Genomic DNA, 2,116 nt, shown 5'->3' with positions numbered 1-2,116 from the left:
AAAAAACGGCTGCTTTTATTGTGGTCTTTTTCCCTTTGGCGCAGCGCAATTTACCAACTTAACGCCTGACATCGGCCTGGAATTGGGCGAGCCTCGATACTCTTCCCAATCCCCTGCCGTGCAGGCGTAACACAGCTCCAGCAAGGGGCAAAAAACTTTTTCTTAACGTGCCTGAAGGCAGAAAAACTTTTTGTGCTGTTAACCCTTGCTTCGCTCTGTCTACGTTGGTGAGCTTGCAGCAACCAAAGGGGAAAAATTCTCCCTTTTGGGGAACATTTAGCGCTTTGCCAAAAGCAAAAAGGAGAATAAAAACATGAAAGATATGAAAGACTACCTTAATAAATTATTGGAAGAAAAAGAGATTGATAAAGAAGAGACCTTTAATATTGAAGCAAATGGCAACTTGAATATTTTTGAGTGTGGAGCAGTAATTGAGGCAATTTTATCTACCTCAGAAGAAGAGCAGCAAGGTATTAGAAAAATGTTAGTAATGATTGATTTTAAAAACGGTGATGTTAAACATTACTTGCGCCATCTAGCACAAGCGCTTGTATAAGAAAAACTGAAAAATTAAGGGCTAGAACATTTTTATTAAAAGTCAAGTTATAACCTGATAAAGGAGCTAATTTTAATGATTAAAACAACAGATAAAATGGTAAACAATGAGGTGCTTCATAAAGGATTTTTTATTGTAACAGCATATTTTGATATGGCATCTTATGGAGATCTAAAAGTGGGAAGTTTTCTGCATCTTGAAAATGCAAATTCTTTTGGACAAATGATGAAAGAAAAATTTCTGAAAATGATTCCATGTAATGGAGCTTTAGATGAAGAATTTTCAGAACATGAATATGAAGAATATTTTTATTTCAAGGGTGTATCTAAAGATGGTGAAAATTTTGTCACTGTTGAAGTTGCTAAAATGAATTTCATGGATTTTTAAGAATTATTTATGTATATAAAAAATAATAAACCCACACATTTTGATGAATCTTGGTCAAAGTGTGTGGGTTTGATTTTGTAATTAAAGCATCTCTAATTCAGATAAAACAATCGTTAATACTTTTGCCATTTGCCCTCTTGTAATCTCTTGTGTTGGGTTTAAATTACCGTTACTACCATTAATTGCGCCAATAGATACTAATAAATCAATATATGGTTTAGCATAATCAGCAACTTCATCTGAATCTTTGAAATCTTTTAATTTAGAAGCATTTGCGTCTGTTTTATAGCCTTTCTTCTCTAGCAAGCGACCAATAATAGTAAACGCTTGCTGACGAGTAATCTTTTCATTACCTTTGAAAGATCCGTTATCGCCAGTTACTAAGTCTAACTCTGCTAGAGCATTAGCTGCACCTTCAAACCATTCATCTGAAGTATCATTGAATTTATTACCTTCAATTTCATTTAAACCAAGTGCTCTAGTTACCATAGTTGCGAATTGTGCTCTAGTTGTACCTGCATTTGGGTTGTAAGCGCCATTAGAACCTTGAATAATACCTCTTTCAGCAAGTAGAGTAATATATTTATTAAATTGATTGTTTGCTGTATCAGTGAAATTAACAATTGATTCGACAAATACTAGCTCACCTATTTTGTGTAGCTGTGCTATGATTTTTCCATCTTTTATTGTATATGGTACAGTTTCTAAGCCTTTTGCTGTTTTAATCTTTAGTATTCCCTTTACTTTGTCACTTGGGATAGTGATAGTAACAGCAGCAAGATTAGAGATATTGTTTGATTGGATAATAATTGTACCTTGATCCGTTACAGATACATCTACTGCAACCGTACCTGATGGAATAATTTGAATATCTGTATCTAGTAATACATTTTCATTTGAAGTTGTGCCACCAGTATTGCCGTTATCGCCATTGTTACCTGTGTTGCCACCAGTATTGCCGTTATCGCCATTGTTACCTGTGTTGCCACCAATATTGCTGTTATCGCCATTGTTACCTGTGTTGCCACCAATATTGCTGTTATCGCCATTGTTACCTGTGTTGCCACCAGTATTGCCGTTATCGCCATTGTTACCTGTGTTGCCACCAGTATTGCCGTTATCGCCATTGTTACCTGTGTTGCCACCAGTATTGCCGTTATCGCCATTGTTACC

General features: G+C 35.6%; 3 protein-coding genes. 2 read left to right on the top strand and 1 reads right to left on the bottom strand.

The window, feature by feature from the left end:
• The first annotated feature begins 313 nt into the window (after positions 1 to 313).
• On the top strand, positions 314 to 556 hold the full coding sequence (locus tag ACIQZG_RS22690) for a hypothetical protein (RefSeq protein ID WP_402758138.1): 243 nt from the start codon (positions 314 to 316) through the stop codon (positions 554 to 556).
• 75 nt (positions 557 to 631) lie between these two features.
• A complete protein-coding gene (locus ACIQZG_RS22685) occupies positions 632 to 943 on the top strand; it encodes a hypothetical protein (RefSeq protein ID WP_402758136.1) in 312 nt (103 codons plus the stop codon).
• A gap of 81 nt (positions 944 to 1,024) precedes the next feature.
• Here ACIQZG_RS22685 and ACIQZG_RS22680 read toward each other — a convergent pair.
• A partial coding sequence (locus tag ACIQZG_RS22680) for an S-layer homology domain-containing protein (RefSeq protein ID WP_402758134.1) occupies positions 1,025 to 2,116 on the bottom strand: 1,092 nt, incomplete at its 5' end.

Origin of the sequence: Lysinibacillus sp. NPDC096418 (genome assembly GCF_044762775.1) — a bacterium.
Classification (GTDB): Bacteria; Bacillota; Bacilli; order Bacillales_A; family Planococcaceae; genus Lysinibacillus.
Note: the sequence above shows the minus strand (reverse complement) of the source record. Positions and strands in the feature narration are given on the sequence as shown.

Bases quoted from the DNA above. Each gene is read 5' to 3' on its own strand.
- ACIQZG_RS22685 (WP_402758136.1), top strand. From the start codon at position 632: ATGATTAAAACAACAGATAAAATGGTAAACAATGAGGTGCTTCATAAA.
- ACIQZG_RS22690 (WP_402758138.1), top strand. From the start codon at position 314: ATGAAAGATATGAAAGACTACCTTAATAAATTATTGGAAGAAAAAGAG.